The 20,003-nt window shown below is 63.7% G+C and carries 20 protein-coding genes; 7 read left to right on the top strand and 13 right to left on the bottom strand.

Annotated elements, in window-relative coordinates; all coding sequences use genetic code 11:
* Window positions 1-80 precede the first annotated feature (80 nt).
* The 3 genes from AC3WL2_RS20755 to AC3WL2_RS20745 are packed head-to-tail and all read right to left on the bottom strand — an operon-like array spanning window position 81 to window position 1,832.
* On the bottom strand, window positions 81-635 hold the full coding sequence (locus AC3WL2_RS20755) for a hypothetical protein (protein ID WP_102684001.1): 555 nt from the start codon (window positions 633-635) through the stop codon (window positions 81-83).
* The gene (locus AC3WL2_RS20750) at window positions 632-1,156 is read right to left on the bottom strand and encodes a hypothetical protein (protein ID WP_102684002.1); all 525 of its coding nucleotides are present in this window, start codon (window positions 1,154-1,156) and stop codon (window positions 632-634) included. The genes AC3WL2_RS20755 and AC3WL2_RS20750 overlap by 4 nt, the downstream gene beginning before the upstream one ends.
* 22 nt (window positions 1,157-1,178) lie before the next feature.
* Window positions 1,179-1,832 (bottom strand): hypothetical protein, encoded by a 654-nt coding sequence (locus AC3WL2_RS20745; protein ID WP_102684003.1) that lies wholly within the window; start codon window positions 1,830-1,832, stop codon window positions 1,179-1,181.
* Window positions 1,833-2,109: 277 nt separating this feature from the next.
* Between AC3WL2_RS20745 and AC3WL2_RS20740 the strand changes: the two genes are divergently transcribed.
* Both AC3WL2_RS20740 and AC3WL2_RS20735 read left to right on the top strand, forming a co-directional pair.
* A complete protein-coding gene (locus AC3WL2_RS20740) occupies window positions 2,110-2,832 on the top strand; it encodes a tellurite resistance TerB family protein (RefSeq protein ID WP_102684004.1) in 723 nt (240 codons plus the stop codon).
* Between the two features lie 174 nt (window positions 2,833-3,006).
* Window positions 3,007-3,450 (top strand): GFA family protein, encoded by a 444-nt coding sequence (locus tag AC3WL2_RS20735; RefSeq protein WP_102684005.1) that lies wholly within the window; start codon window positions 3,007-3,009, stop codon window positions 3,448-3,450.
* A gap of 142 nt (window positions 3,451-3,592) precedes the next feature.
* Here AC3WL2_RS20735 and AC3WL2_RS20730 read toward each other — a convergent pair whose 3' ends face one another.
* The 5 genes from AC3WL2_RS20730 to AC3WL2_RS20710 all read right to left on the bottom strand — a co-directional run bounded on the left by AC3WL2_RS20730 (window position 3,593) and on the right by AC3WL2_RS20710 (window position 7,197).
* Window positions 3,593-4,027: a PRC-barrel domain-containing protein gene (locus AC3WL2_RS20730; RefSeq protein WP_102684006.1), complete on the bottom strand. Its 435-nt coding sequence runs from the start codon at window positions 4,025-4,027 to the stop codon at window positions 3,593-3,595.
* A gap of 305 nt (window positions 4,028-4,332) precedes the next feature.
* Window positions 4,333-5,034: an arsenical resistance protein ArsH gene (arsH, locus tag AC3WL2_RS20725; RefSeq protein WP_102684007.1), complete on the bottom strand. Its 702-nt coding sequence runs from the start codon at window positions 5,032-5,034 to the stop codon at window positions 4,333-4,335.
* A 12-nt stretch (window positions 5,035-5,046) separates the two neighbouring features.
* The gene (locus AC3WL2_RS20720; protein WP_102684008.1) at window positions 5,047-5,517 is read right to left on the bottom strand and encodes an arsenate reductase ArsC; all 471 of its coding nucleotides are present in this window, start codon (window positions 5,515-5,517) and stop codon (window positions 5,047-5,049) included.
* Window positions 5,518-5,544: 27 nt separating this feature from the next.
* Entirely contained in the window at window positions 5,545-6,828 is a 1,284-nt protein-coding gene (locus AC3WL2_RS20715; protein ID WP_102684009.1) for an arsenic transporter, read from the bottom strand.
* 21 nt (window positions 6,829-6,849) lie between these two features.
* Window positions 6,850-7,197, bottom strand: coding sequence for a metalloregulator ArsR/SmtB family transcription factor (locus AC3WL2_RS20710; protein WP_102684010.1), 348 nt, complete (start codon window positions 7,195-7,197; stop codon window positions 6,850-6,852).
* A 239-nt stretch (window positions 7,198-7,436) separates the two neighbouring features.
* Between AC3WL2_RS20710 and AC3WL2_RS20705 the strand changes: the two genes are divergently transcribed.
* A complete protein-coding gene (locus tag AC3WL2_RS20705; RefSeq protein WP_102684034.1) occupies window positions 7,437-8,663 on the top strand; it encodes an MFS transporter in 1,227 nt (408 codons plus the stop codon).
* A 137-nt stretch (window positions 8,664-8,800) separates the two neighbouring features.
* On the top strand, window positions 8,801-10,651 hold the full coding sequence (locus AC3WL2_RS20700; RefSeq protein WP_102684011.1) for an ABC transporter ATP-binding protein: 1,851 nt from the start codon (window positions 8,801-8,803) through the stop codon (window positions 10,649-10,651).
* Between the two features lie 57 nt (window positions 10,652-10,708).
* Here AC3WL2_RS20700 and AC3WL2_RS20695 read toward each other — a convergent pair whose 3' ends face one another.
* Entirely contained in the window at window positions 10,709-11,596 is an 888-nt protein-coding gene (locus AC3WL2_RS20695) for a LysR substrate-binding domain-containing protein (protein ID WP_102684012.1), read from the bottom strand.
* Window positions 11,597-11,722: 126 nt separating this feature from the next.
* On the opposite strand from AC3WL2_RS20695, the gene AC3WL2_RS20690 reads away from it, so the two are divergent.
* Both AC3WL2_RS20690 and AC3WL2_RS20685 read left to right on the top strand, forming a co-directional pair.
* A complete protein-coding gene (locus tag AC3WL2_RS20690) occupies window positions 11,723-12,358 on the top strand; it encodes a glutathione S-transferase family protein (protein WP_102684013.1) in 636 nt (211 codons plus the stop codon).
* A gap of 23 nt (window positions 12,359-12,381) precedes the next feature.
* Window positions 12,382-13,410: an LLM class oxidoreductase gene (locus AC3WL2_RS20685; protein WP_102684014.1), complete on the top strand. Its 1,029-nt coding sequence runs from the start codon at window positions 12,382-12,384 to the stop codon at window positions 13,408-13,410.
* A gap of 82 nt (window positions 13,411-13,492) precedes the next feature.
* On the opposite strand, the gene AC3WL2_RS20680 is transcribed toward AC3WL2_RS20685, so the two are convergent.
* From AC3WL2_RS20680 to AC3WL2_RS20665, 4 genes are all read right to left on the bottom strand, one after another.
* Window positions 13,493-15,904 (bottom strand): TonB-dependent siderophore receptor, encoded by a 2,412-nt coding sequence (locus AC3WL2_RS20680; RefSeq protein ID WP_102684015.1) that lies wholly within the window; start codon window positions 15,902-15,904, stop codon window positions 13,493-13,495.
* 171 nt (window positions 15,905-16,075) lie between these two features.
* Window positions 16,076-16,996, bottom strand: coding sequence for a FecR domain-containing protein (locus tag AC3WL2_RS20675; RefSeq protein ID WP_102684016.1), 921 nt, complete (start codon window positions 16,994-16,996; stop codon window positions 16,076-16,078).
* Window positions 16,993-17,508: a sigma-70 family RNA polymerase sigma factor gene (locus AC3WL2_RS20670; RefSeq protein ID WP_102684017.1), complete on the bottom strand. Its 516-nt coding sequence runs from the start codon at window positions 17,506-17,508 to the stop codon at window positions 16,993-16,995. Before AC3WL2_RS20670 ends, AC3WL2_RS20675 begins: the two co-directional genes overlap by 4 nt.
* Before the next feature lie 186 nt (window positions 17,509-17,694).
* A complete protein-coding gene (locus tag AC3WL2_RS20665) occupies window positions 17,695-18,711 on the bottom strand; it encodes an AraC family transcriptional regulator (protein WP_102684018.1) in 1,017 nt (338 codons plus the stop codon).
* A gap of 185 nt (window positions 18,712-18,896) precedes the next feature.
* Here AC3WL2_RS20665 and AC3WL2_RS20660 point away from each other — a divergent pair, with 185 nt between their 5' ends.
* Window positions 18,897-19,913, top strand: coding sequence for a PNPOx family protein (locus AC3WL2_RS20660; protein WP_102684019.1), 1,017 nt, complete (start codon window positions 18,897-18,899; stop codon window positions 19,911-19,913).
* Window positions 19,914-20,003: the final 90 nt, after the last annotated feature.

The raw sequence follows: 20,003 nt of genomic DNA, 5'->3' as shown, positions 1-20,003 counted from the left end.
AAGTCACATTCAGAACAATGCAGGTTCTGGATCAATCATCCTCGGATGTGCGATGGAGATCTCATTGTGCTGCCCACGACTTACCGTTGATCAACCAACCCAACCTGCCCCGCATCATCGACATGGGGAATCAGCGCACTGGCCTCCAGGTCGCGCATCAGTTCAGTCAGCATCTGCCGTTGGTTCTCGGTAATCGGCGGCGGCACATACCAGGCGCCCACACTCATGCCCTCGCGCTTGTAGCTGAAGCTGCGCAGCAGCTCGCCATCCTTGTAGACCTTGCCGGTGAGGTTGTGCACGTAGCTGTAGGGCATCGGGAACGTCAGCAGCGTCAGGGCGTTGAGCGCGACCAGAAAACCAGCCCCTTCCCCTGGCGGCTGGCTGATGACCAGGGCGTAACCCTTGCGCGGCAGTCCGTGGTCGACGAAAGAGAACGCGCCCGACGACCTGACCGCCTTGGTCAGCTCGTCGCGCTTCTGGACGTCCAAGCGGGTGTAGCCATCCGGCAGCACCAACAGGCTCATCGGCACATAGGGCTTTTGCGCGTGATAGCCCAGCGGCTTCATCGACGGGTTGCAGCCGCCGAGCAATGCCAGCCCGGCCACCATCAGCGCCGCCTTGACCAGCTTGTTCATCGCTGCGCCTCCAGCGGCTTGCTGCCCTGGTTGGCGGCCTGCATGTCACGGGCGAAGGCGCGGGCGACCCTCCGGATGTTTTCCTCGCGTTCAGGAACACCGAGGTCAAGCAGCCAGGCGTACTTGGCCATGTAGTTCTCATAGTGATAACGCTTGAGCACCTTGCCATCACGCATCACGATGAAGTCGGCCTTGGTGTCCAGGTCACTCTGCAAGGGCAAGAGGAACAGAGTGGCGGCACTTAGGAACAGTAGAGGAAATGGCGCGACCTTGCGCTGGGCATCCAGCTTGACCATCACCTGGGTCTGCCCTTCGCCGGCGGCACCATTCTCGACCTTGCTGAATACGCCGCTCTCGCGCAGGTAATTGCGCAGCTCGGTGCCGTGCTCGAGCGAATCGACCATTACCGCGATCGGCGGCAGGTAATCCTGACCTGCCTCGATGTGCGGATCGGGCAAGGTCTGGGTACCTGCGCAGCCGGCCAGCAGCAGGCTGGCGCTGAGGAACAGAGTCTTTTTCATTGCGGGGTTTCCTGGGTACGGGTCACTTCGCCGGCTGGGCGGCTTGGGGCAGTGGCATGACGAAGGGGAATGCCGGCGCCATGTTCAAGTTCAGGGCCTGCAGGGGTGGCAATGCGGGGGTGTAGCGCCGGGCGATCACTTCATCGCGCGGCTGCTGGTCGCCATGGAAGAACAGGCAGGCGGAAGGCCCGAGGCAACGCGAACGGAATTCGCCGATGTAGTACGCCTTGCCGGCTTCCAGGTGCATGGGCACGAGGAACTGTTCCCGTGCCCGGATGGAGCTGTAGCCACCGTTGTAGCCGTTCCAGAAGAACTGGAAGTCATAGAATTCGTAGTCGCCCGGCTTGAGTGGCATGACGAACACGCTGGCCTCGCCGGGTAGCGCCTGTTTGTCGGGGCCGCGCACCTCTTCGATGTCCTTCGGGGTGTGGGCCACCTCGGCGAAACCCCACCATGCCGCCGCGCCGTCCTGCGCGCCACGTTTGCGCAGGAGGATGCGTTGGTTGGTGTAGGCACTATCGCGGCCAAGGGGGCCGATGCTGCCTACCAGGTACGTTACTGGACCACCAGCGGCCGGTTGCAGGGCCTCGCTGACCAGGACGGAGGATTTGGCGGCGCAGCCGGTAAGTAGGGCAAGCGGTAAAAGACGTGCGAACGCACGGAGCAATCCAGACATGAAAAATCCTTGGGGCGGGTCTCGATCCATCGGCAGCTGCAATCAGCGAGCAAGCACCTCAGCTGCGAGGGCGCAATGATATAGCGCGGCAAGGGATCAGGCGAGCAGGAATACGGCCTTTTGCCACCATCGTTGGGCAGACGGTATTGCCCTCCCTCAATCCAAGCAACGACAACGCATTGAGCCGAACGCCCCATTGGTCAGGCGGTCATGGCGGATCGCCTTCAGGGGGCTATCGTTGCTTGTCTGGGCGACCACGACCGACGAGGGCGGTGCCATGAATACCAGTGATCTACTCGAACAGCTGCTTCGGGCAAGACAAGCTTCGCAGATGCAAAAAGGGAGCGGCGGCAGCTCATCGCAAGACAGCATGGGTGGCTTGGGTGGCTTGCTCGGCGGCCTGCTTGGCGGCGGCGGTACGACGGCTGGCGGTGGCGGCCTTGGTGGATTGCTGGGCGGACTGCTGGGCGGCGGTGGCAGCAACACTGGCGGCTATACCCAGGGGCGTTCCGCGGGCGGCGTCAATTACGCGGCCCTGGCGTCGCTGGGGATGATGGCATTCAAGGCCTATCAAAGCTGGCAGCGCAGCCAGGCGGCAACCCCGCAGCAGGCGGTTCGCACGGTGGATCAACTGTCCGGCGCCGAGGCCGAGGATCACAGCCATGCGATCCTGCGCGCGCTGATTGCGGCGGCCAAGGCCGATGGGCGCATCGACCAGCAGGAAGAACAGTTGATCTACGCCGAAATCAAACGCCAGACCAGCGACCCGCAACTGCAGCAATGGCTGGATGAAGAAGTCGGCAAGCCACTCGATGCTGCAGAGGTGGCGCAGTCGGCGCGGGACCCGGCGATGGCCGCGGAAATGTACCTGGCCAGCGTGATGCTGGTGGATGACCAGCAGGAAGCAGAGCGGGCCTACCTGGATGAGCTGGCCGGCGCACTGCAACTGGATCCGGCATTGCAGGTGCATCTGGAGCAGCAGGCCAAGGGCGCCGCCTGACTTGGATGCGATGTCTGCGCTCGCCATTGATCCGCGGCCAGAGTGGGCAAGGCTTTTGCGAACGACGGCCGTGGGGCGATCGCTACCATCTGCGAGTGACCACTTACGACTCAAAATACTCGCCCCAACCTGTTGGGCCGGCCATCCGTTCCCAGACTCAAGTAGAAGAATGCCATGCTCAATGAAACAAACGATAACCGCGCTGTCTACCAAGCCGCCTGCCATTGTGGGACAGTGCAATTCTCATTGCGCTTGACCGACGGCACGCGTACAGCGCGCAGGTGCAACTGCTCTCTCTGCCGTATGCGTGGTGCCGTGGCGGTATCAGCTAACCTGGGCGACATCACTGTTACCCAAGGGGAAGAGGCGCTGACTCTTTATCAGTTCAACACACGCGAAGCAAAGCACTACTTCTGCTCGAAGTGTGGCATCTACACCTTCCACCAGCGCCGTTCTGCGCCTGATCAGTATGGAGTCAATGTGGCCTGTATCGAGGGCATGAGCCCATTTGACTTCCCAGAGGTGCCTGTCTGTGAAGGTCGGATTCACCCCAAAGACCGTGTAGTCGCAGGTTCCGAGGTTGCAGGATGGGTGCGATACGAAAGCACCGCAGAGTGACTGCACAGCCTGCCTGGAGACCGTGCTGCGAGGGCGTGTGGCTCTCGCTGCGAAGAGCACGTCCATCGACCCAAAGCCGCCTGTCACGGTTCTGTTGATCAGGATAGGCTTGGCCGGGAGCCCGGCCAAGCAGGTTGACACATCACAGCCGGGGATCGTTTTCCCACGTGGTGCCGTAGTAGTCGTGGATACCTCTGCCCCAAGTCGGATCACTCATGTTTGGCCAGTTGTCCTTATCGAAGCCTGGGGCGTTCTTCAGGCGGTCCTTGTCGGCATCAAGGACGAAGCGCTTGTTCACCGTATCCAAGCGTAAAGCCCCCCACGGCACGGCGAACAGCTTTTCACCCATCCCAAGGAAACCGCCGAACGACAGTACAGCGTACGCAACCTTGCCGCTGGCGGTGTCCAACATGATTTCCTTGATGTCACCCAAGTCTTCGTCTTGCGTGTTATACACGTCGTTGCCGATGAGTGTATCCGCCCCCATCAGCCGCGGCCCCGGGCCGCGGTCTCCCTCGGCAGTGAAATCGGTCCGTCCCTTGTACATACCGTACTTGTCGCGTTCTTCGAAGTTCATAGTGCGCTCCTGGCCAGAGGCCATAGGCAGTGAGCATCTCGACGCTTGGTTCAAGGCTGCTCGGGTGACGCCGGCGGTGATGCCCGGCGTGATCAGACAATTTTTTAACCGCACGGTATCTCTCCTCCGTCAGCAAGGCTCGTAGGAGAGGCGGGCGGGACAGCGAGCGACGGGCTAGGACACTAAGCTTCGAGGGCCTGGATCCGTTGCTGCGGTGCTCAGAACAGGAGAGTGATGAGCATCATCAGCCGTTCGCTATTTGCGACCAGCGGTGGGACGTGGAGACGACTGAAGCGGCATCCGTCTCAGATCGAGCGCTGGTTCACACGGGCAGCGAGTTGCTCGGCGTTTTCCTTACGTTCCGAATAGCGATCCACCAAGAGCGCCTGGCGGTCGCGCAACAGAACGGTGAACTTCACCAGCTCCTCCATGACGTCCACCACACGATCGTAGTACGGCGAGGGTTTCATTCGCCCGGCGTCATCAAACTCAAGGTAGGCTTTGGGCAGCGAAGACTGGTTGGGGATGGTGAACATGCGCATCCAGCGGCCAAGCACGCGCAACTGGTTGACCACGTTGAATGACTGCGAGCCGCCACACACCTGCATGACCGCCAGGGTCTTGCCTTGAGTGGGGCGAACCGCACCCAGTGCCAGAGGAATCCAGTCGATCTGCGCCTTGAACACCGCTGACATTGCACCGTGGCGCTCTGGCGAACACCAGACCTGACCTTCCGACCACTGCACCAGATCACGCAGCTCCTGCACCTTGGGGTGCTCAACAGGTACATCGTCAGGTAGCGGCAAGCCCGACGGATTGAAGACCTTGGTCTCGGCACCGAAGTGCTCCAGCAGGCGTGCAGCTTCCTCCACCAGCAGGCGACTGAAGGAACGTTCGCGGGTCGATCCATACAGCAACAGGATGCGCGGTTTGTGCTCGCTGGAGCGGGTTGCCGCTGGCGGCAGATCGAACAGCGAGAGATCGAGATTAGGCAGTTGCTCGGACATGTTTCCTCCTGCTCAAAGCGTAGCGATGCGATCCAGCTCATTTTTGAGCTGCTCACGATCGAGATGTTCGAATGGCAGCGCAAAGAAGGCCTGGCAGCGAGACTGGATCCGGGCCAGCGTTGCGCGGAATGCAGCGTCGGCCGACGCTTCGTCAGCCACGACAGCGGACGGATCCTCCAGCCCCCAGTGCGTCTTCAGCGCAGGGCCGAAATACACGGGGCAGGCTTCACCGGCAGCGTTGTCGCAAACGGTGATGACGATGTCAGGAGGGCAACGCTCGAACGCGTCATTGCCCTTGCTGCTCAGACCCTCGATCGAGATGCCGGCATGCTGCAAGGTGGTCAGGCTGCGAGGCAACACTTGGCCTTTCGGGTAACTGCCGGAACTGACGGCTTCAAATCCGTGAGGCGCCAGGTGATTGAACATGGCCTCGGAAAGGATGCTGCGGCAGCTATTGGCCGTGCACATGAATAGGACTCGCATGAGGGCTCCTGCGCTTCGTGGCGGGTTTCAGAGGCTGAGGCGCAATGCCAGAGCCGAAAGGGTGATCAGTAGAACTGGCAGCGTCAGCAGGATGCCGACTTTGAAGTAGTAACCCCAGGTGATGCGCATGCCTTTGCGCTCCAGTACGTGGAGCCAGAGCAGCGTGGCGAGGCTGCCGATGGGGGTGATTTTCGGGCCGAGGTCGCAGCCGATGACGTTGGCGTAGATCATCGCCTCGCGTACCAGCCCTTGCGCCTCGCTGGCCTGGATCGACAAAGCGCCGATCAGCACGCTGGGCATGTTGTTCATGACCGAGGACAGCAATGCAGCGATCAGCCCGGTGCCGATGGCGGCACTCCACAGCCCTTGCTGCGCAAGGCGGTCGAGCAGGTGGGTGAGCATGTCGGTGAGGCCGGCGTTCTTCAGCCCGTATACCACCAGGTACATACCGAGAGAGAAGATCACCACCTGCCAGGGTGCTTCGCGCAGCACACGCCGGGTCGAGATGCGGTGGCCACGGGCGGCGACGGTAAACAGGATCGCTGCACAAGTTGCTGCTACCGCACTGATCGGGATACCCAGTGGTTCCAGAGCGAACAGGCCGATCAGCAACACCAGCAGCACCCAGCCACCAACCTTGAAGGTTGCGCGGTCATGAATTGCCTCGTTTGGCATCTTCAGGGCCGCGAGCGCGTACTGTCTCGGGATATCACGGCGGAAGAACAGGAACAGCACCAGCAGGGTTGCCGACACACTGGCGAGATTCACTGGCACCATCACCGAAGCGTATTCGCTGAAGCCCAGCTTGAAGTAGTCGGCCGAGACGATGTTCACCAGGTTGGAGACCACCAACGGCAGGCTCGCCGTGTCGGCGATGAAACCGGCCGCCATGACGAAGGCCAGTGTCGCGGCGGGCGAGAAACGTAGCGCGAGCAGCATCGACATGACGATAGGTGTGAGGATCAGCGCCGCACCATCGTTGGCGAACAGCGCCGACATAGAGGCGCCGAGTAGCACACAAAAGGCGAACAGGCGATAGCCGCTGCCGTTTGCCCAGCGCGCCACGTGCAGCGCGGCCCACTCGAAGAAACCGGCCTCATCCAGCAGCAGGCTGATGATGATGACGGCGATGAAGGTGACGGTGGCGTTCCAGACGATGGCCCACACAGTCGGGATGTCATGCAGCGAAACGGCGCCTGCCGCCAGGGCGATGAGGGCACCGAGCGCTGCGCTCCAGCCAACGCCAAGCCCCTTCGGCTGCCAGATGACCAGGATGAGGGTGAAAACGAAGACTGCAATCGCTACCAGCATGATGACCTCGTACAGTGATGATCAGCAGCAGGCAGCGTCACGAACGGGGCGACCGTCCATGTTCTGCAGACGCAGGGTGTTTTCTGCCAACCATTGCCTGTTGGCCTGCAGTGTCGCCTGCAAGATCTCGTGTACCCAGGCGGGCAGGTCCGGGTTGAGGCGGTAGTACACCCATTGCCCTTGGCGGCGGTCCAGCAGCAGGCCACTGCTGCGCAGCTGCGCCAGGTGGCGACTGATCTTCGGCTGGCTGTCGTTCAGCGCGCACATCAGCTCACAGACACATAGCTCACCGAGACTGGCAATCAGCAGGCTGGCGCGAGCACGGGTTTCGTCAGACAGGCTCTTGAACACATCGGGCGGGGTTATCATGGCTGCACCAATACATATGGAAATCCAAATATACGGATCCCCATATGTATTTTGCAAGCGTCCACGGGCGTTCAGGCGTGCCAGGAGTGGTCGTATTCGCGGTACAACCATCGATCAGGCTGATGTTTACTATCGAGCGCCCCGCCTGTCGGCTCGGCAAAACCGTCTCTTATAATCGCCAACCATTTTTTCCGCTCCCCGGTCCGCCCCAGGCGGCATCCCCCATGGAATCCAACACCATGCCCAGTGTCACTCCGCCGTCTCACGGCCGTCCCGAACACAGTCAACAAAGCGTCAGCCAACAGTGGCTGGCGATTCTCTCGGTCGCCGTGGGCGCCTTCGCGCTGGTCACCAGTGAGTTTCTCCCGGTGGGCGTACTCAACGATGTCGCCAGCGACCTGGGCATCAGCGCCGGCCAGGCCGGCCTGATGGTCACCCTGCCCGGCATCATGGCCGCCCTCGCCGCGCCCTTGCTGTCGGTGGGCATCGGCGCCCTGGACCGTCGCTACCTGCTGATCGGCCTGACGCTGATCATGATCCTCGCCAACGCCGTCGTGGCCTACGCCAGCGACTTCAGCCTGCTGCTGTTCGGCCGCGTGCTGCTGGGCATCAGCATCGGCGGTTTCTGGGCGACCGCCATTGCCCTCAGTGGCCGGCTGGCCCCCAAGGGCGTGGGCGTGGCCCAGGCCACCTCGATCATCATGGTCGGCGTGACCTTGGCCACCGTGCTGGGCGTGCCGGTCGGCACCTGGCTGAGCGGCCTGATGGGCTGGCGCATGACCTTCCTGGCCACCGCGCTGGTGGGCGTGCCAGTACTGCTGGCGCAGGTCTTCCTGCTGCCGCGGCTCACCCCCGACAAAGCCATTCGCATCAGTGACCTGCCGGCGCTGTTCGTCAATCCGCAGGCGCGGGTCGGGTTGATCGCGGTATTGCTGATCGGCCTGGCGCATTTTGCCGCCTATACCTATGTCGCACCGTTCTTCAAGCAAAGCGCCGGTTTCGATGGGCCGACCATCGGTTCGCTGCTGTTGCTGTACGGCGTGGCCGGGGTGATCGGCAACATCTTCGCCGGTTTCGCCGCCAACCGCAGTGTGCGTCACACCCTGTTGCTGGTCGCCCTGATGATCGGCATCAGCACCGCCCTGTTCCCCTACTTCGCCACCGGCATGACCGGCGCCGCGATGCTGATCGCGCTGTGGGGCTTCGCCTTTGGTGCCTTCCCGGCCTGCGCCAGTATCTGGATGTTCGTGGTGGCGCCCAAGGATGTCGAACGCGGCATGCCGCTGTTCGTCGCCATGTTCCAGGTGATCATCGCCTTGGGCTCGTTCTTCGGCGGGCGCATTGTCGATCAGCTCGGTACCGCGGTGCTGTTGAGCCTGGCCACGGCCCTGGTGGGCTGCGGTTTTGTCGCGGTACTGGTGCTCGGGCGCAACGTCTCCAATCGGATGGCGGCGCAGCCTTGCTGACCAATCGCGGTAGATAACACTGGGCAGCGGCTGCCCTCGGGAGGACACGAGCGGCAAGGCGAACACCTCGATGTGCGGTATGGTTGCACGATCGCTACGGCGTTGCCGATCAACGCCGCGCCCTTCCGGAGACCAGCATGCTGCGTGTTTTTGAACGATGGCTCGACCCCTTCCCGCCTGATGAAATACCACCGCCACCGCTAGGCCTGCTGCGCTTTTTGTGGGCCTGCACGCGGGGCGCGCGCGGGTACCTCCTGGCCCTCGCGCTGTTCAGTGCCGGCGTGTCGATCTATGAAGCCTGGCTGTTTTCCTTCCTTGGCCAGGTGGTCGACCTGCTTCCCGCCTGGCAGGCGGGTGGCGCAAGCGAACAGGAAAGCCGCGTGCTCTGGAGCATCGGTATCGTCCTGCTGACCAGTATCGTGCTGGTGACCCTGCGCACCCTGATGCAGCACCAGGTGCTGGCGATCAACCTGCCGCTGCGCCTGCGCTGGGATTTCCATCGGCTGATGCTGCGCCAGAGCCTGTCGTTCTTCTCCGACGAGTTTTCCGGCCGGGTCACCACCAAGGTGATGCAGACCGCGCTGGCCGTGCGCGAGGTGTTGTTCACCCTGATCGAAGTCCTGCCCGGCATCGGCGTGTACTTCATCGCCATCATCGCCCTGGCCGGCGGCTTCGCCGTGCAACTGATGCTGCCGTTCCTTGCCTGGGGTGCCCTGTTCGGGCTGGCCATGCTGTACTTCGTGCCGCGCCTGGGCAAGGTCGGCCAGGAGCAGGCCCACGCGCGGTCATCGATGACCGGGCGCATCTCCGATGCCTACACCAACATCACCACGGTGAAACTGTTCTCCCATTCCAAACGCGAAGCGCACTTTGCGCGGGCGGCGATGGAAGACTTCAAGCTCACCGGCTTTCGCCAGATGCGCCTGGTCAGCCAGTTCGAGATCGTCAACCAGGCGCTGGTGGTCGGCTTGATCCTGGGGGCCGGCGGCTATGCCCTGTGGCTCTGGCACCAGGGCCAGGTCGGCGCGGGCGCCGTGGCGGCGGTCACGGCCATGGCCCTGCGGATCAACGGCATGTCGCACTGGATCATGTGGCAGATGACCTCCCTGTTCGAAAACATCGGCACCGTGCAGGACGGCATGGCCACCCTGACCCGCGGCCCCAAGGTGCAGGATGCGCCCGACGCCGGCACGCTGGTGACCCGCGGTGGCGCGGTGACCTTCGACAAGGTGAGCTTCAACTACAACGGCGAACGCCAGGTGCTCGATGACCTGACCCTGCACATTCGCCCCGGCGAAAAAGTCGGCCTGGTGGGCCGCTCCGGCGCCGGCAAATCCACGCTGATCAACCTGCTGCTGCGCTTCTACGACGTCAACGACGGCGAGATCCGCATCGATGGGCAGAACATCGCCCAGGTCACCCAGGACAGCCTGCGCAGCGCCATCGGCATGGTCACCCAGGACACGTCGTTGCTGCACCGCTCCATCCGCGACAACATCGCCTATGGCCGCCCCGAAGCGACCGAGGCGCAGATCCGCAGCGCCGCGGCCAACGCCCAGGCCGATGGTTTCATCAGCCAGCTGAGCGACCGGCAAGGCCACAGCGGTTACGACACCCTGGTGGGCGAGCGTGGCATCAAGCTGTCCGGTGGTCAGCGCCAGCGCATTGCCATTGCCCGGGTGATGCTCAAGAACGCGCCGATCCTGTTGCTCGACGAAGCCACCAGCGCCCTGGACTCGGAGGTTGAAGTCGCGATCCAGGAAAGCCTCGACGACATGATGCAGGGCAAGACCGTCATCGCCATCGCCCACCGTTTGTCCACGATCGCCGCCATGGACCGGCTCATCGTCATGGACGAGGGGCGCATCATCGAACAAGGCAGCCATGCCGAACTGCTCGACAGGAACGGCACCTATGCACGGCTGTGGCGGCATCAGAGCGGTGGTTTCCTGGGTGAGGACCAGGGGCTGGCGGAGGCAGTGGAGTAGCGTAAAGCAGGGAAACGTCGTGAAAGTCGCGGCTCGGAAAGTACCGCCCCCTGCCCTCTAGTCGCCAGCAAGCTGCCCACCCAGCCAGTCGATGAACGCCCGCACCGGCGGTCGTTCGAGCTTCTCCCTGCGGGCGACCACGTAGTAGGCGAAACGCGACGGCCAGGGCCGGTCCACGGCCACCACCAGTCGACCCTCGCGCAGGTCTTCCTCGGCATGCTGCGCCTGCACCAGCGCGATGCCCTGGCCACCGACGGCCGCACGCAACAGCAGCAAGTCCTCGTCGAAGCTCGGCCCGCGCCGGCTGCGGCTGTCCGGCACCACGCCGTGGGCCTGCAACCACAGCGCCCAGTCGGCGCGCTCGGCCTCCTGCAGCAGCGGGTAGTGCAGGCAGTCCTGCGGCTCGCGCAGCTGCGGCCCGCCGGCGAGCAGGGCCGGGCTGCAGACCGGCAGCAGCACCGGTGCCAGGAAAGGGATCGATTCAAGCCCCGGATAGTCGCCCAAGCCATGGCGCAATGCGATATCAACACGCCCACGCTGCAGGTCGACCAGTTGCGCGGTGGCCTCCACGCGCACCTCGATATGCGGATGCAGCGCATTGAAAGCGGCCAGGCGCGGCACCAGCCAGCTGGAGGCGAACGAGGGCTGGGTACTGATGGTCAAGGTGCTGGCGCCGACCAACGCGTCCAGGTCCAGCAGCGCGCTCTCGATCTCGCCGAAGCCACGCGAGAGGCCCGGGTACAGCGCCGCTCCCGCCTCGGTGAGCTGCACACCATGGCGGCTGCGGGTCAGCAAGCTGACGCCAAGGCGGTCCTCCAGCTGGCGGATCTGCTGGCTGATCGCCCCAGGCGTCACCCCCATGCGCTCGGCCGCAGCCTTCAGGCTGCCCAGGCGAGTGGTTTCGGTAAAAGCGCGCAAGGCGAGCAATGGCAGGACAGCGCCCATAGGGACCCCTTGATTTAGAAAATCTAATTCTGGTAACAGAAGCTATCGTTTTAAATGCGCATACAGCATGCATAGGATAGCGCTCAGGCCAAACAACTTACGTTAGTTTTCCTGAGGTTATCCAGCATGCAAGACCCCTCCCTCGTTCTTTACACCGACAGCTCCCCCAACGGTTTCAAAATCACCATCGCACTGGAAGAGATGGGCCTGCCCTATCACCTGGAACATGTCCGAATCGAGCACGGCGAGCACATGCAACCAGACTTTCTCGCGCTCAACCCGGCAGGCCGCATTCCCGTGCTGGTCGACCGTGATGCCGATATCGTGCTGTTCGAGTCCGCCGCTATCCTGCTTTACCTGGCTCAGCTCAGCGACCAGTTGCTCGATCAGGCAGCGCAGCCCCGCTGGGCCGCGATCACCTGGCTGATGTACCACAGCACCAGCATGGGGCCCCTGCTCGGCCAGCGCGTGCACTTCGAGTGCTTCGAGGCCACGCCCAACCCGGCGGCGCTGCAGCGCTACCGCAGACTGACCGAAAGCACCTTCGAAACGCTCGACCAGCACCTGGCCAGCCGCTCGTGGCTGGCTGGGGACGCTTATTCGATTGCCGACATCGCCACCTTCGCCTGGCTGCATATAGCAGCCCTTGTGAGCTTTGATTTCAGCGCCCACCGCCACCTGACGCGCTGGTACCGGCAGGTCGAACGGCGCCCGGCTGTGCAACGCGGTATCCGCCTCCCCGCCCCGGCCACCGGCCCGTGAACACGCTGACCCAAGGAGCAGTCATGAATACCACCCCGAACACCTGTGGCGCCGACGCCGATGCCTTCCGCGAGCATCCCGGCTACCGGCGCATGTTCGCCCCCGACACACTGACGCTGGGCATCTTCATGCCACTGCGCTTCTATGACGGCGATATGCGCGTGCTGTCCGGCCAGGCGCGCCTGGTCGGCAAGATCGACCAGTTGGGTTTCGCGGCGGTCTGGGTGCGTGACGTGCCGTTGTTCGACCCGCACTTTGGCGATGCCGGGCAGGTCTTCGATCCATTTGCCTACCTCGCCTATCTGGCCGCCCATACCGAACGCATCGCCCTGGTGACCGGCAGCACCGTCTTCCCCCTGCGCCACCCCATCGACCTGGCCAAGGCCGCGGCGACCCTCGACAACCTGTCGGGCGGGCGCCTGGTGCTGGGCATCGCTTCGGGGGACCGGCCCGTGGAGTTCCCGGCCTACGGCCTGGACCACGACAGCCGTGGCGAACGCTTTGCCCAGGGCGTGGACTACTTCCGTCGGCTGTTGGCCCAGCAGCCTGGGCCGATCGACTCACCGCTGGGGCAACTGCACGGCGCCCGCCTGCTGCCCGCGCCTGTCTGCGGGCGCATCCCGCTGGTGATGACCGGCTCGTCGCGGCAAAGCCTGCAGTGGCTCGGCGAGCATGCCGATGGCTGGCTCACCTACCCGCACGCCACCCACGACAGGCACGGGCCGCTGCGCCTGGCGGCAAAAGTCCGCGCCTGGCGCGAAGCGATACCGGGTGGTGGTTTTCGCCCGCACATGACCAATGAATGGATCGACCTGGACGACGACCCGCACTTTCCCCGAACGCCCCTGCAGGGCGGTTATGTGCTGCGCACAGGGCGCCATGGGCTGGTCGAACTGCTGGAGGAATGGCGCGAGGCCGGGGTGAACCACGCCGCGCTGGGATTGCAGATGGCCAGGCGTCCGGCGCAGGAGATCATCCAGGAGCTGGCCGAGGAGGTGTTGCCATTGTTTCCGACACTGCCTGGGCCGCAGCCTCATTCCCAAAGCTGGTAGCGCCAGGCAGCCGCAGAGCCTGTCCATCGCGGTATGTCGGGTGGCCCCAGCCATCGGCGCCACCCGACCTGCCCGACGTGGATCAGAATGCGTAGACCAACGTTGCCGTGGCACTGCGCGGGGTGCCGTACCATCCGCGCCCACCGATCGCGGAGTAGTACTTCTCATCCAGCACGTTGTTGAGGTTCAAGGCGACGCTGGTCTGCGGCGTGAACGCGTACTGCGCCATCAGGTCGACCACACTGTAGGCGCCCTGGGTGAACGTCTCCTTGTTCGGGCCGGCGTTCTTCTTGTACTCCATCCCCTGCCAGCGCACGCCGCCGCCAATCTTCAACTGTGGCAAGGACTGCAGTTGGTAACTGGTGAACAGCTTGAAGGTATCGCGCGGTACCTCAGTGAGCAGGCGCTTGCCATCGGAATCTTCGGCCTGGGCATAGGTGTAGCTGGCGGAAACCTGCCAATCAGGCAGGATCTGCCCCGCCATTTCCATCTCGAAACCACGGGTCTTGGTGCCGGACTCGGCACGGTAGGCCTGGTCGCCGTTCGGTGCCAGCTTGTCGCCGTCAGCCACGGCCAGGTTGTCCTGCTGCACCTCGAAGACACTGAAGGCGGTGGTCAGGCGCTTGTCCCAGAACTCGCTCTTGATACCCAACTCGTAGTTCACACCCTCCAGCGGCTCGATGTAGCCGCCACTGGCATCCTGTCTGCTCTGCGGCTTGAAGATCGCGGTATAGCTGGCGTAGGCCGACCAGTTCTCGGCGAAGTCGTAGACCAGCCCCACGTAAGGCGTGACAACCCCGGTTTCGCTGCGCGAAGTGCGCTTGGTCTTGCCGGTCGCCAGGGTGGTGGCGCTTTCGTCGCGCTTCCAGTCGATCACCCGCGCGCCGGTAATCAACGACAGATCATCGGCCAAGCTCCAGCGTACCGAGGCCACCAGGCCATCCTGGGTTTCATCCAGCGCATCTTCCGAAGACTTGGTGTGGATGGCATCCGGGATCGCCAGCGAACCGTCCCAGGTATGGATGTTGTCAATGGACTGGATCGTCCACAACGGATAACCGTTGTTGCGGTAGTAGGCCCGGTAGTGGCTGGCGCCGAGGTACGCTTGATGCTCGCGGGAAAGCAGCTCGAACGGGCCGCTGGCGGACAGGTCGAACGATGTCTGCCGGGGCTCGCCCGCCCAACGCCCGGTCCAGGTACTGATACCGCTGCCATCGGGCTTGACGCTACCGGCGGCGGCAGTGGCGAAGGTGTCGTCATAGCTGCGGCGACTGTGCTCGGCATTCAGTTTCAACTGCCAGCCGTTGTCCAGCTGGTGTTCCAGCGTGGTGAACAGCGTTTTCGCGCGGCGCTTGTGATAGCTCCAGTCCGAAGCCGAGTTGAACGAACGCGACGGATTGAAATGGCTGCCATCGGAGTTGTACATCGGGAAGCCGTGGTTGCCCGCGTCGTCGTTGTCCATCTCCTGGTACTCGGCGCCCACGGTCAGCATCGTGTTGTCGGTGACGTCCCACTCCACCACGCCGTAGGCGACCTGGCGCTCCAGCGACTGCCGGTCGATATGGCTCTGGCTGTCGGTGGTCGAGGCAACGAAGCGTCCACGCACATGGCCGCTCTCCGACAGCTTGCCGGACAGGTCCAGTTCGGTGCGGTAGCTGTCCCAGGAGCCGGCCTTGAGGGTCAACTTGCGCTGCGTCTCGAGGGTCGGCTTCTTGCGCACCAGGTTGATGGTGGCACCGGGATCGCCAGTCCCCGACATCAGGCCGGTCGCTCCGCGCACCACCTCGACCCGGTCGTACGACACCATGTCGGCCAGGTCGTCGCGAAAGCCGAAGGTATCGGGGCGGTTGACGCCATCGACCTGGATGCTGCCGACCTGGAAGCCGCGCACATAGATATGGTTGGCGTCGCTACCGGCCGGCCCCATGCTGTCGACGACCACGCCCGGCGTCTGCTCAAGGACCTGGGTGACGTCTGTCAGGTTCTGGTCCTCGATCTGCTGACGGGTCACCACACTGACCGACTGCGGCGTCTCGCGTGCCGACAGGCGCAGGCCGGTCGCGGTGCTGGCAGAACCTGTGGTGTAGCTGCCGGTGCCTTCGGTGGTGCTGCCCAGGCCCAGGGCGTCGACGCTGGTAGCGCCAAGCTCGACGGCGCCGTCGTTGTACACCTTGCTCAGCACGTAGCGCTTGTCGCCCACCTGCTGCACGCGCAGCCCCGATCCCTGCAGCAACGCAGAGAAACCTTGCTCCAGCTCGAAGCTGCCGTGCAGCCCCGAGGAATGCAGCCCGCTGGTTTCGTCATTGCTGAAGCTGATGGTCACGCCGCTGGCGGCGGCGAACTGGCTGATCGCGGAAGCCAGGCTGCCGGCCGGGATATCGTAGCGCTGCGCGGCGGCCCAGGCGGTCGAGGTCGCCAGCGCGGCGCCGCAAAGGCTCAGTGCGAGGGTCGCCTGACGAATACTGCAGGCTAGCGAGGTACGGCGTGCGGACATGAAAAAGGGTTCCTGTTTCGGGTTGGCTTGGGCACGCTTGATGCGCGCGCCCTCAAGAGCCGAAGCAGCGAAGGAAATCTGCTACCCCAAATGCGAAAAATTCTCGAATGTTTGAGAGCGAATGAGATTTCAATCACTCTTCCCGGCTCGGGCCTCCACGATTGTGGGCCCCTACCCCTTGCCGATCGGCTCCAGGCGCACCCAGTAGCGCGTCATGCGCCGTGCGCGAACCGGCAACGCGTCTTCCAGGCTGGCCAGGGCGACGTCGGTGTCGTCCAGGTTGAATGCGCCAGACAGGCGCAAGCCAGCGACCTCCCCGGCGCAGCCGAGATAACCGGGGCGGTAGCGCGCCAGCTCATGGACCACCTCGTCCAGGCGCCAGTCGACGCTGACCAGCATGCCCTCGGCCCAGGCCTGGCCACCGGGGGCCAAGGGTTGCAGGGGGCCGATGTGGTCGGCGGCAAAACTCAGGCTGTACCCGCTGTCGATACGCACCACCTGCGACGCCCGGCTGGGCCGCACCTCCACGGCATGGGCGGCCACCGCCACATGGCTCACGTCGTTGTCCTGACGCACGCTGAAGCGGGTACCCAGGGCCAGGATGTCGCCTGCCACGGTGCGCACGCTGAGTGGCCGCGCATCCTTGGCGGTTTCCACCAGGATCTCGCCGCGCTGCAGCTGGATCAGGCGTTGGCCCGCGTCGTAGCGAACATCGACACGGCTGTCGGTGTTGAGGTCCAGGCGTGTGCCATCGGCCAGGGTCAGTCGGCGGCGCTCGCCGATCCGAGTCGCATAGTCGGCACTCCAGGGCGAAGCCCGGTACCCCTGCCAACCAACGGCCCCGACGCCGAGCAACAGCGCCAGTGCCTTCACCGCATGGCGCCGGGCGCGCCGGGCGTTCTCCAGGGTCTGCGCGGCGCCGCGGGGGGCGCTGCCCAGGCGGCCTTGCAGTTGCTCCAGGCGCGCCCAGGCTGCGGCGTGGCGAGGGTCGGCCATGCACCAGGCTTGCCATGCGGCGCGGGTGGCGTCATCGACACTGCTGTCATGCAGGCGCACATACCAGTCCACCGCGGCGCTGAGAATGGCCTTCATGCGTCCTCGACCAGCAGGCAATGCATCAGCGCGCGGGCCAGGTGCTTGCGCACGGTGCTCACCGAAACACTCAGGCGTTCGCTGGTCTTCTCGTAGCTCAGGCCATCGAGTTGCACGGCGAGAAACACAGCCCGCGTGCGCGGGCCAAGCCCATCGAGCATACGGTCGATGGCCATCAGGGTATCGAGGATCGCGGCGTGGGTTTCGGCCGAGGGCGCATAACGCTCCGGCTGCTGCGCCAAGGCTTCGAGATAGGCGCTTTCCAGGCTGCGGCGGCGGTAGAGGTCGATGGTCAGCCCGCGCGCGATGGTCGCCAGGTAGTGCCGCGGCTCCTTGAGGGTGCCGGCGGTGCGCGCCAACAGCACCCGGATGAAGGTGTCCTGGGCCAGGTCCGCGGCATCGGCAGAGTTGCTCAGACGCTGGCGCAACCAACCGTGCAGCCAGCCGCTGTGCTCACGGTACAGTGTTTCCAGGCCGGTGTGCGCAGTGCCATCGGGAACAACGGTGGACATCACGCCTCCCTAAAAAGATTACCAGGTGCAAATAAGAACTTGTCTCAAGTGTACTCAGTGAGGGAGGAATTGGGAATGCTGGCATGTGAAAGGGGTCGCAGGGATTGAAGTCCGCCATAGGCCCTGGTGGGGTTTGGGCATAGCTGGATATTTGGGCAAGCGCAAAGCTAGGCAACGAGGACTTTGCTAGTCTCGAAAGGCTCCCGGAGGGCGGTCGAACCAGCGCTTGAAGGCACGGTGGAAAGTGCTGGTATCCCTGAACCCCAGCCGCTCGCTGACCGTCGCCACGGGCAGCCCCTGGCGAATCAGCTCCGCGGACAACTCGCGACGTACCTCCGCCACCAGCGCGCTGAAACTGGTGCCCTCTTCCTTCAAGCGTCGGTAGAGCGTGGTGCGACTGACGTGCAACGCCTGGCAGGTTGGCTCGATGCTCATGGCTTCGGGCAGGCTTGCGAGAATCAAGCGACGCACCGTGCCGGCAAGCGTATCTGCGTCTCGCAGCTGCGCGAGTGTCGCCCTTGCACGAGCCTCCAGCATCTGTCGCAGGTAGTCGCTGGCGCCGAGAATGGGATGCTGCAGGAAGTCGCGCGGTAGGTGGAGGCTGTTTCTCTCGCTGTCGAAGCGCAGCTCGCTGCCGAACAGCTCGACATAGTGCGCATGGTAGGCCGGGGATGGGAAAGCGAACTCGCAGGCCAAAGGCCGCAGCTCTACGCCGGTCATCTCCCGGCTCCAGCGCAGCACTGCACTCATGCTGCGCTCGATGGCGGCCTGCGGGTAGGTTTTGCCGGGGGCGAAGGTGATCTCCAGCACCAGAGCATCTGCCGTTTCACTGTACTGCCAGCTCTCCGAAGGGTTCATCAGCGCGATATGCCGCTGGAACACTTCCAGCGCCTCGCTCACCCGGCTGCATTGGCACAACCAACTAGCCAGCACGCCATGCGTGGCGGGGTTGAAGGTCTGCCCGACCAGCAGGCCGATATGCGGCAAATGCGTGTTGTTCGCGGCGAACTGCCACAGCGCCAGTAACTGGGTCTCGTCGACACGCTGCTCCTGGATCGGCGATGCCGCAGCCCCCTGGTCGAGAAGTTTGGCAGCCTCCACCCCGGCCTCCCGCAACTGGGTTGCAGTGACCACGCCTAGATTCAGCAACTGGTCGTGCAGATCCAGCACTGCGACGGCCGATACGGTGGTACTTCTGACCATCGGGCTTGCTCTTGGTAGTTGCTTGGGTCACGACTCTAGCGCACGGTGCAGAGCGGCGGCCAGCCGTCGGCCGTGCAAGTGCAGGTTGCAACCAAAAGCCATGCATGTTGAACCGCAGAGCCATGGCCAGCCGTCATCGGACTGCCTAGCATCGACGACACGACCATGGCACAGGAAGACCTGCTATGCCCGAGCACAGAATCGAATCGTTAAGCGCCTTGCGCGCACTGATTCCGCCACCACCGGCGATGATGCACAAACGCCTGCAGCGCAGGTTGGATGAGCACTGCCTGCTGATGATCCGCCAAGCGACGGTTTGCGCCGTCGGCTTCGCCGACCCGCGGTTAGATATCGGGTACCTCGATTTGCGCCACCATCCAGTGTTACGGGCCGAGGGCCAGGACATCCTGCTGCCCTGGCCGGCAGACAAAGCGACCTCACAGCAGCCGATAGAGGAAATGGCCTGCAGTCTGTATTTCATCCTGCCCGGCGTGGGGTTCAGCCTGCGCGCCAACGGCCGGGGCTCTCTGCGGGCCGGAAAGCTGTTGGAGTTCCGCGCCGAGGCGCTGTTCCTGCACTGTTCGCGAGCCAAGGTACGCGCCGATTTCTGGCGGGCCAGAGACTACACCACGCCCTTTTTAGCTGACACAGGGCAGGCCTTGTCCGAGCCAGCGCAGGCCTTTATCGCCGCCTCGCCGTACCTGCTGATGCTCACGCAGCGCCAGACCGACGCCACCGAGATGTCGCCACGAGGTGACCCGGCTGGTTTCGTCCAGGTACTGGATCGCCACACTCTGCTGGTACCGGAACGCCCCGGGAACAAGGTTGCCTGCAGCCTGAGCAATATCCTCGTCGATGGCGCCTTGCGCCTGTCCTTCCTTCAGCCCGGCGCCGACACGGTTTTATCCGTGGCCGGACGCGCCTGGTTGAACAGCGACTCGAACTTGCTCGCCCCACTGGCAATCAACGGCAAGCCACCTCGGGTCGCTACCGTCGTGAACGTCGAGCGCTATCGCTTCCAGCACTGCCCAGAACTGCTGGCCGCGGGCTTGTGGGATCGCGCAACACACCTGGACGAAAGGCAGATTCCAGCCTTTTCCAAGATGCTGTCCGAGCACATGAACGGTACGGGCCTGTTAGGCAAGGCCACCAGCCTGGTGGTCGATGCGGTGGTCAAGCATGACCTGCGCCATCTCTACTGAGGTGACGGGCTAGGCGACGGCTTGAGTGCCCTTCTGTACCTTGCCCAGCCGGATGCTTATTGCTGTCCGTCAGCATCCGCTGCGCCTTCT

The sequence above is a fragment of the Pseudomonas sp. FW305-96 genome, assembly GCF_058783825.1.
This window is presented reverse-complemented; position numbering and strand designations above follow the sequence as displayed.

Coding starts and splice junctions, on each gene's coding strand:
- AC3WL2_RS20755 (WP_102684001.1), bottom strand. CDS start 635: ATGAACAAGCTGGTCAAGGCGGCGCTGATGGTGGCCGGGCTGGCATTG.
- AC3WL2_RS20750 (WP_102684002.1), bottom strand. CDS start 1,156: ATGAAAAAGACTCTGTTCCTCAGCGCCAGCCTGCTGCTGGCCGGCTGC.
- AC3WL2_RS20745 (WP_102684003.1), bottom strand. CDS start 1,832: ATGTCTGGATTGCTCCGTGCGTTCGCACGTCTTTTACCGCTTGCCCTA.
- AC3WL2_RS20740 (WP_102684004.1), top strand. CDS start 2,110: ATGAATACCAGTGATCTACTCGAACAGCTGCTTCGGGCAAGACAAGCT.
- AC3WL2_RS20735 (WP_102684005.1), top strand. CDS start 3,007: ATGCTCAATGAAACAAACGATAACCGCGCTGTCTACCAAGCCGCCTGC.
- AC3WL2_RS20730 (WP_102684006.1), bottom strand. CDS start 4,027: ATGAACTTCGAAGAACGCGACAAGTACGGTATGTACAAGGGACGGACC.
- arsH (WP_102684007.1), bottom strand. CDS start 5,034: ATGTCCGAGCAACTGCCTAATCTCGATCTCTCGCTGTTCGATCTGCCG.
- AC3WL2_RS20720 (WP_102684008.1), bottom strand. CDS start 5,517: ATGCGAGTCCTATTCATGTGCACGGCCAATAGCTGCCGCAGCATCCTT.
- AC3WL2_RS20715 (WP_102684009.1), bottom strand. CDS start 6,828: ATGCTGGTAGCGATTGCAGTCTTCGTTTTCACCCTCATCCTGGTCATC.
- AC3WL2_RS20710 (WP_102684010.1), bottom strand. CDS start 7,197: ATGATAACCCCGCCCGATGTGTTCAAGAGCCTGTCTGACGAAACCCGT.
- AC3WL2_RS20705 (WP_102684034.1), top strand. CDS start 7,437: ATGCCCAGTGTCACTCCGCCGTCTCACGGCCGTCCCGAACACAGTCAA.
- AC3WL2_RS20700 (WP_102684011.1), top strand. CDS start 8,801: ATGCTGCGTGTTTTTGAACGATGGCTCGACCCCTTCCCGCCTGATGAA.
- AC3WL2_RS20695 (WP_102684012.1), bottom strand. CDS start 11,596: ATGGGCGCTGTCCTGCCATTGCTCGCCTTGCGCGCTTTTACCGAAACC.
- AC3WL2_RS20690 (WP_102684013.1), top strand. CDS start 11,723: ATGCAAGACCCCTCCCTCGTTCTTTACACCGACAGCTCCCCCAACGGT.
- AC3WL2_RS20685 (WP_102684014.1), top strand. CDS start 12,382: ATGAATACCACCCCGAACACCTGTGGCGCCGACGCCGATGCCTTCCGC.
- AC3WL2_RS20680 (WP_102684015.1), bottom strand. CDS start 15,904: ATGTCCGCACGCCGTACCTCGCTAGCCTGCAGTATTCGTCAGGCGACC.
- AC3WL2_RS20675 (WP_102684016.1), bottom strand. CDS start 16,996: ATGAAGGCCATTCTCAGCGCCGCGGTGGACTGGTATGTGCGCCTGCAT.
- AC3WL2_RS20670 (WP_102684017.1), bottom strand. CDS start 17,508: ATGTCCACCGTTGTTCCCGATGGCACTGCGCACACCGGCCTGGAAACA.
- AC3WL2_RS20665 (WP_102684018.1), bottom strand. CDS start 18,711: ATGGTCAGAAGTACCACCGTATCGGCCGTCGCAGTGCTGGATCTGCAC.
- AC3WL2_RS20660 (WP_102684019.1), top strand. CDS start 18,897: ATGCCCGAGCACAGAATCGAATCGTTAAGCGCCTTGCGCGCACTGATT.